The sequence below is a fragment of the Blautia sp. ZXY-1-B12 genome, assembly GCF_056339915.1.
In genome coordinates this window covers 1-6,489 of the sequence record NZ_JBWJVP010000192.1, presented here as the reverse complement: position 1 = coordinate 6,489, position 6,489 = coordinate 1, and the positions used below count along the sequence as shown (strand labels likewise).

Below are 6,489 nucleotides of genomic sequence, written 5' to 3'. Positions count from 1 at the left end.
TAGTTTCAGGACGGACAAAGAATCCACGCACGTCCTCCCAGGAGAACTTTGAGAAAACTGGTAAAGGGATTTGAGTCAACAATCTCTATTGAAAAAGAAGGTAAAAAGAGTCCGACTGCAGAGAACTTCTTGCACTGATGGGACTTGGCGTAAGAAAGGTCGTGAAGCAGCATCCACAATCGAAGGCGCTGATGAAGAAGCAGCATATGAAGCCAGTAAGCAAATTCATGCAGGAGAACCTGTAATTCATAGAATTAAATATAAGAAACTGACAGACAGGGGATGAATGCATTCATCTCCTGTTTCTTGTTATAATGAGATATCAGGGGTCAAAAGGTTGCAGAAAGTCGTTCGTGCTTGCACGATAAGACTTTTGAACTTGGGACCCGCTAAAAACATGAGGAAGATAGCGATATACAAAGTGAATCTTGCGGATTCCGAATGTTTTGCTAGAGTTGCGGGAGCTACGAAGCAGCGGAGCAATTCGTAGATATCGGAGAAAATAATCAGAAGTAAACAATCAAAGCAAATATACAATGGAGGCAGGGGTACATGCTTACAGAACAGAGATTTGATATTATTCTGAAGCTTCTGGAAGAAAAAAAGAGTGTTACAGTAACAGAACTGAGAGAACTTCTGGATGCATCAGAGTCCACAGTGCGCAGAGACATTACTGCATTGGACAAAGCGGGAAAACTTACCAAGGTTTTCGGCGGCGCAGTAGCATTAAATCATAAAGTAACTGCCTATGAACCGACTGTGGCGCAGAAATCAGAATTAAATAAAGAAGAAAAGAAGAAGATTGCAAAATATGCTGCCAGCCTGATTACACCAGATGATTTTGTTTATCTGGACGCAGGAACCACCACTGGTCTGATGCTGGAATATCTGGCAGGTGTAAGAGCTGCCTTTGTTACTAATGCAGTATCCCATGCCCAGACTCTGGCAAAGATGGGAATCCGGGTTTACCTGATCGGAGGAGAACTGAAGAGCTCCACAGAAGCAGTCGTAGGCAGTCAGGCAATGCAGATGATCCAGATGTATCATTTTACAAAGGGCTTCTTCGGAACAAATGGAATCACCAGAAGAGAAGGCTTTACCACACCGGATACCAGTGAAGCAATTGTAAAGAGTACTGCAATGAAGCAGTGCAAAGATGTATATATCCTGACAGATAAGTCAAAGTTTGGAGAAGTAAGTTCTGTGACATTCGGCGGGTTTACAGATGCTAAAATTCTTACAGAAGAGATTCCGGAGGAGTATCAGGATAGCAAAAATATTCTGAAAGTGGAATAAATAATTGATCAGAATGCCGTCGGCAGGTAGAGTAGGCAGGAATGATGTTTAGATTGGAGAGATGTGGGATGAAGTTTGCGCATATTGGAGATCTGCATATTGGAAAAAGGGTGCATGATTTTTCCATGCTGGAGGATCAGAGGTATATTCTGGATCAGATGATGAAAATCTTTGCGGAACGGAAGAAGAGTGGATGGAGTTTTAATCGCAGGGGATGTTTATGATAAGACAGTGCCGTCGGCAGAGGCAGTGCAGTTGTTTGATGAGTTTATTACAGGACTGGCTAAAGCTGAGATTCCTGTGTACATGATCAGTGGAAATCATGATTCAGCAGAAAGGCTTTCCTTTGGGGCAAAGCTGTTTGAAAGCAGTGATATTTATATTTCGCAGGTTTATGATGGTGAAATGAAAAGGATTGTGCTGAAAGATCAGTATGGATCAATATCTGTATATCTTCTGCCTTTCCTGAAACCTGCGGCAGTACGCCATGCTTTGCAGAGAGATGACATTAATACTTATGAAGAGGGTGTCATGGCTGCTCTGCAGGAGTGTGAGATTGACAGGACACAGAGAAATGTGCTGGTGGCACATCAGTTTGTGACCGGAGCAGACAGAAGCGACTCAGAAGAAACATGGGTTGGCGGTCTTGATAATGTCAGTGCGGAGGTATTTAAGGATTTTGACTATGTGGCACTGGGACACATCCACAGACCTCAGAAAATGGGGAGAGAGACCTTGCGTTACAGTGGGACGCCACTTAAGTATTCTTTTTCGGAAGCAGATCATAAAAAGTCAGTAACGATTGTGGAACTTCTGGAGAAGGGGAATGTGACGGTCAGTACAGTACCTTTGATTCCCAGACGTGATATGCGTAAGCTGAGGGGAACTTATATGGATGTGACAGCGAAGGTATCATTATACTGCTGAAAATAAGATGGATTATCTTCAGATTACCCTGACGGATGAGGAAGATGTGCCGGGGGCACTTCAGAAGCTGCGTACTGTTTATCCCAATCTGCTGCGTCTGGAATATGATAATAAACGAACACGTGAGAATCGGGAGGTTCAGGCAGTGGAAGATCAGGAACAGAAGTCAGAGCTGGAGCTGTTTGAGGAGTTTTATGAATTGTTAAATAATGAACCTATGAAAGAAGAGCAGACAGAGTTTGTGGAGAAACTGATCCAGAATCTGAAGGAGGTGCGCGTATGAAACCATTGAAGCTGACATTATCTGCATTTGGTCCATATGCGGATGAGACTGTGATCGATTTTACACAGCTTGGAGGACAGGGACTTTTTCTGGTGACCGGAGATACGGGAGCAGGAAAAACCACGATCTTTGATGGGATTACATTTGCGTTGTACGGGGAGACAAGCGGAGGAGTCCGGGAGGCATCCATGCTCAGAAGCAAGTATGCAAAACCGGAAACACCTACGTATGCGGAATATATTTTTGAATATAAAGATGCAGTGTATACGGTGAAACGAAGCCCGGATTATGAGCGTCCAAAGACCAGAGGCACCGGAATGACTACCCAGAAGGGGGAGGCGTTGCTTACTTTTCTGATGGAAGAGCTCCTGTGACAAAGCTAAAGGAAGTGAATCAGGCGGTTACTGAGCTGATCGGACTGGATATGAAGCAGTTTACACAGATCGCCATGATTGCACAGGGAGATTTCAGAAAATTACTGTTGGCTGATACAGAGGAACGCAGCAATATTTTCAGAAAGCTTTTCCATACGGATATTTATAAGGTAATTCAGGAAAAATTAAAATTCGAAGCCGGCGGTCTGGACAAAGCGTATAAAGAGCTGCTGAGAAGTATCCGTCAGTATACGGAACAGGTCAGATATCTACAGAAAATCAGTTGGGACAACAGTGGTTATTGATGGAGAAGAATGGCTTTGAAGGAAATCTGGAAGAAGGTCTGGAAATTCTGGAGCAGTTTCTGAAGGCAGATAAGGATAACTTGAAAGCTGTAAATAAGCAGATCAAAGAGAATGATACAGAACTTGAAAAAGTAAATCAGCTTTTGGGAAAGGCTCATAAAGAAGCAGATGCAAAGGCAAGGAAGGAACAACTTCTGCAAGAGAAAGAAGTATTGCTTCCACAGTTGGAACAGGCACAAAAAGGATGCAGAAAATGGGGCAAAGGGACCAGAGGAGATCCAACGCCTGATACTTTCCATACAGAAAGAAAAAGAGAATCTGAAGCGTTATACAAATCTGGAAAATCTGCTCAGAGAAATAGAAAATGTCTCAAAACAGATTGAAAAATTGGAAACAGACAGTATTGCACTGCAGAATCGTCAGAAAGAAAAGAAAATTGTTCTTGAAGAAAAACAAAAAGAATATCAGACAACAGACAGTGCAGAGAAAGAAAAAGCAGAAACAGATTTCCGGAAAGAGAAAATAGATAATCTTTATGCAGGGGTTTATAAGAACTGCGGAAATCTTGAGTTTCTTCAGACAAAAATCAGTGAACTGAAAATACAGTCTGAACAGGAAGAACAATTTGCGAAACAGATAAAAAAGGATTTGACTGATCTGGAAGAGAAAATTGTTTCCGGTGGGAATCTGGAAATCAAAGAGAACAGCCTGGTCGTACGTTTGCAGCAGATACAGAAAATAGAAGATCAGCAGAAACGGTATCAGGATCTGGAAAAGAAAGCAGAAAGCAAAAAGAAGGCTTATCTGACCGCTTCTCAGAAACGGGCAGAAATAAAAGAAATCCTGAACAAAATGGAACAGGCTTATCTGGATGGGCAGGCGGGGATATTGGCAGCAGGACTTCAGGATGGAATGCCGTGTCCGGTATGTGGTTCTGTTCATCATCCAAAGCTTACGCAGACTCCGAAGGAAGTTCCCACAGAAGAACAACTGAAAAAACAGAAAAAGTTAACAGAAGCTGCGGAAAAAGCGGCATCTGACGCAAGCGTGCAGGCAGGAGAGACTGCAGGACTGGTGAAGCGTTGCAGGGAAGAATTGACAGAAGGAGTTAAAGACTATGCAGCACAGTTTCTGTCACGAGAGGAGGCAGAAAAAATACTTCGAAAGGAACTTCCTGATCATGAATTATGCTTGTTTGTAAAAAATCAGGAAAGTATCGTACAGACAGGATTAGAAGAACTCAAAAAACAGAAAAAAGCTCATCAGGATTTACTGAAGAAAAAGGAAGAGTTCACCACACAGTCAGAACAGCATACAAAAGAATTTCAGAAATTACAGATCAGTCTTGAAAAGAGGAAGAGCCAGCTGGAAAGTATTCAGGAACAGCTGCAGAATCAATTGGACGAACCTGTACTGACATGGATCCATGAAGAAGATATAAGACAGAGAATGAAAACTAATCCGGAACTGTCACAGAATCACAGCAGTGAAACAGTGAATCAAAAGGAAAATTGTAATGTATTACAGGCTTTGCTGCAGGGAAGGAGAGCAGTAGAATGGCTGAAACAGCAGCAGAATATTCTGGAACAGAAACAAAAGGATCTTACAGCATTTTTGGAACAGAGAAAACTTCTGGAGATGCAGATTGGTAAGACTCAGACAGAACTTACAACGATCACAGACCAGATCAATCAGAATCAGCAGCAGACAGCAGCAGAGAAATCCAGATATGAGCAGCTGCAGAAGCAGAGAGAGAATATGGAAAAAGAGCTGGGTGAGAGGACAAAAGAGGAAATTCTGTCTCAGATCCGGCTTAAGACTGAGGAACAAAAGAAGCTTGAAACACATTACAAGACAGTAACAGAAGCGAAAGAAGTATTAGAGAAGAAAATGACAGAGTTGAATTCTGTAATCACATCTCTGACAGAACAGTTAAAAGAATCCATAAGTATTTCAACTGAGGAACTGAATGCTCAGAAAGAAAACTTTGCACAGCAAAAGAAATCACTTTCAGCAAATCGTGATGAAATCCATGCCCGTCTGGAAATAAACAGTGACATGTATGAAAAAATCCGCAGACAGCAGACAGAGCTTCTGAAAACGGAAACCCGCTGGAAGTGGATGAAATCTCTCTCAGATACTGCCAATGGAACGATCACAGGTAAGGCAAGGATCATGCTGGAAACTTACATCCAGATGCAGTATTTTGACCGCATTCTTGCGCGTGCCAATATCCGTCTGATGACCATGAGCAGCGGTCAGTATGAGTTAGTCCGCAGAAAGGAAAACAAGAGCAGAGTAGGGAAAACCGGTCTGGAACTGGATGTAGTAGATCATTACAATGGAACTGTCCGAAGTGTCAAGACCTTTATCCGGCGGAGAAACATTTCAGGCATCTTTGTCTCTGGCATTGGGACTTTCTGATGAAATTCAGTCAAGCTCGGGCGGGATCCAGCTTGATACCATGTTTGTGGATGAAGGTTTCGGATCTTTGGATGAAGATGCCCTTGATCAGGCAATCCGTGCATTGAAGGATCTCAGTCAGGGAAGCAGACTGGTTGGGATCGTCTCCCATGTGGCAGAGCTGAAAGAACGTATTGATAAGAAGATCATAGTAACAAAGAAACGGACAGAAGATGGAGTTGGAAGTGCGATCTGTATAGAAGGATGAGATTTTATGGTCAAGCGGATAAAATCATCCGCTTTGCTAGGCGGCGCTACATCGAATAACTGTTTCACAGTGTATCAGAAGGAGTTGTCACTCCTCCTGATACAAGCAAGTCCCTACCCATTGCTTATTGTTTTTTGCAACCGACCCCGGGGACTTACTTGATGCGGTTAAAAAAGGCAGTTACTAAAAAAAGTTATACAAAATTAACTTGACAGAATACCAGAGATAGTATATATTAAGTTATGAAGTTAGACATAAATAACTTGAACTGCTGAACGATCTGTTGAAGGTCTTTTTACAGCAGTAATTCAAGCTTTGCAGCAAACAAAAGCAATCAAATGTTTCGTAAAGCTTTATTTTTTGATAGATAGTTAGCATGTCCTAACTGATATTTTGCCATTGAGAAAGGGATCATAACATGTTGGAGAAATCTGTGATCGAACATTGTTCACCTACATTAGCATCTATTAAAACCGGAAATCTTTTTACATATAAATATGAATCTGAGGAAGAATTATGGAAAAGCGTAGAAGGCTTTAATGAATGTGTAAGAGAAAAAGGCGTTTCCCTCACAGTACTTCGCAGGAGTGAGAAAAAGGCGCTGATTTATGTCTGCCGGTTCTCAAGCCTTGA

The 6,489-nt window shown here is 42.1% G+C and carries 3 protein-coding genes and 2 pseudogenes; all 5 read left to right on the top strand.

The window, feature by feature from the left end:
• Positions 1-88 precede the first annotated feature (88 nt).
• Positions 89-286: a hypothetical protein gene (locus AC075L_RS11140; protein WP_476387686.1), complete on the top strand. Its 198-nt coding sequence runs from the start codon at positions 89-91 to the stop codon at positions 284-286.
• Positions 287-552: 266 nt separating this feature from the next.
• Positions 553-1,296, top strand: coding sequence for a DeoR/GlpR family DNA-binding transcription regulator (locus AC075L_RS11135; RefSeq protein WP_118567011.1), 744 nt, complete (start codon positions 553-555; stop codon positions 1,294-1,296).
• A 68-nt stretch (positions 1,297-1,364) separates the two neighbouring features.
• Positions 1,365-2,506, top strand: a pseudogene (locus AC075L_RS11130) (exonuclease SbcCD subunit D).
• Positions 2,503-5,856 (top strand): annotated as a pseudogene (locus AC075L_RS11125) (AAA family ATPase). The pseudogenes AC075L_RS11130 and AC075L_RS11125 overlap by 4 nt, the downstream one beginning before the upstream one ends.
• A 418-nt stretch (positions 5,857-6,274) precedes the next feature.
• Positions 6,275-6,489, top strand: a 215-nt coding sequence (locus AC075L_RS11120) for a DUF3793 family protein (protein WP_476387685.1), incomplete at its 3' end; no start/stop codon positions are given.